The organism is Microvirga sp. P4_G7, assembly GCF_056401005.1.
Genome location: NZ_JBFUKD010000687.1, coordinates 1 through 1,886 on the forward strand (window position 1 = coordinate 1; position 1,886 = coordinate 1,886).

The window sequence follows — 1,886 nt, forward strand, 5'->3', positions numbered from 1 at the left end:
GTGGCCGGGGAGTTAGAAAACCGCCAACAGACGGTCGCGATGACCTTTAGGCTTTCACCCTGGACATGCGCCATCGCCTCCCCGACCGTAAGGTGAGGGAGACATCGTCACGGCCGATGTCGACCGCTGTTGGAAGAGGTTTCTACGCCCCGAAACCAGGTACGCCCGGTTCTAGCGGATTGGTATCACGCGGGGCGGATGGGGGGCAATGTGGGGTTCCAAGAACGGCCCCTGTCTCGAAAGGCTCGTTGACGCCCTAAGCGAAAAACCCGGTATTGCCGAGCCTGTTCGACTAAACCTGCCTTCGCTATGAGAAAGCATCCTGCTTAGGCAGGACATCGTCGCCTGAAGCAACATTCGCTAGTTGAGATTTTACTGAATCCCTCTTGTTGGGCTTCATCAATATCTTGAGCGCTGCTATTTTCTGCTCTAGCTCCGACAGACCTTCGTAATCAAGGATTGCCTCTACATGAACGAGTCCACCTCGGATGTTTAGGGCAATCTCGTTGGGCTCAAGTGCTGCGGTCGGCGGCATTTGCAGTGCTGGTGGTGCAGAAGGGCGCGCGATTACCGGATGCTGCGTCTGCATCAAGGGGGGCTCCTCCCGATTACTAATCGGAACCGCTTCTATGTCGTGTTGGTGCGTACCTGAATCTCTTTCGAAAGCGCCTTCGCGCTCCAGGTAGGAACAGGTGTCAAGGTATGCTTTGCTAGCGGGGCCGATCGCGCCTTGCGCGAAGTTTGATCGTGTTAGGTAGGAAGTCAGAGTCGATAGAGAAGGCAAGACGTCGCCCGGATATCTGTCGCGAAGTTCCTTGAAAAGATCCGGTTGAAAAGCAGCTTCACGCAGGGCCGCACTCCGCTCGTCCTGGGAATGCGGATGCAAAATGCGCAGGGCTAAATTTGATATCCGAATTTCGCCCTTAGCGGCCTTCTCTGCAAGACCAAAATGCATCAACGCCGAAAGGGCTCGATCTGCTGACCCGGATCCGGCGCTAAATCCGATATGATCAGCCGCAACGTCCCGAGCGACAGGGTGGCTTCTGTCTTTGTCGTGAATTTTTCTTGCAAATTCAACGGCTTCTGGAAGGGACGCACTAGGATATCCTGGGCTTCGAACTCGTGCCATTTTTGGGTTCCTCGCGAACTCGGTGGGAGCGCATCGGAGTTATATCCAGTACCGCGGGAGAAATCCACAAAAACTTGCCGCGCTACTGACGCTAGTGCTTGCGATATAGCGCGAGGCGCGGTACGTAGGATGATGTCGGCCTGAACGAGTACGGCCCCGCTCGGTCTCGAACACCAAGCAGGGCCGTTTTCAGGTGACTGTCCGGGGTGATCAAGGCACACCCGGCAGTCTGGAAGCGGAAGGGGCACTCCCGAAGTCCGTTGGGAGATATAATCCTTTCCACATAGCGGCGCAACGTGCCTCCATATAGGAGCACACAATGGTGTGGGTTAATCCGTACACTCGTCTGCGCTTTGGTCGGCTGGAGCACGTGATCGGGCATTTCCGATCACAGCCCCAGTAGTCCAAGTGGTTAGGTCTTATCCCGCTCGCGAATCGGCGGTTGGACAAGACCGATTCCCTCACTCTTGAGGGATGGTCGTCGCGGGCCTGCAGCCTGCGGCGGCCTTATAAAGCATTCGAGGCTTGCCGCCGATCGGCGGTCGACAGGCGGCGAGGCGAGCGGCGGATGCCCGCAGATTGTTCCCTATTTGTTCTTGACTCCCATCACAACCTGAGCTATAACCTCTCCCGTCCGACCCAATGAGGGGCGCGCTCGCGAGGCGTTGCGGTTGTGGGGTCGGGTACGGTCTCGCGGGTGGGTTTTACGCAAAACCCGTTCGGCGAGAGGCCCAGGCTGTGTGCCTGGCTCGGGGCT

1 protein-coding gene is annotated in these 1,886 nt (G+C 57.3%); it reads right to left on the minus strand.

Annotated elements, in window-relative coordinates; genetic code table 11:
- Positions 1-307: 307 nt before the first annotated feature.
- Positions 308-1,129, minus strand: a complete 822-nt coding sequence (locus tag AC1DT3_RS19535) for a hypothetical protein (RefSeq protein ID WP_477466875.1) — start codon at positions 1,127-1,129, stop codon at positions 308-310.
- Between the last annotated feature and the right edge of the window lie 757 nt (positions 1,130-1,886).

Excerpts from the sequence above, each read along its gene's own strand:
- AC1DT3_RS19535 (WP_477466875.1), bottom strand. The coding sequence starts at position 1,129 with ATGGCACGAGTTCGAAGCCCAGGATATCCTAGTGCGTCCCTTCCAGAA.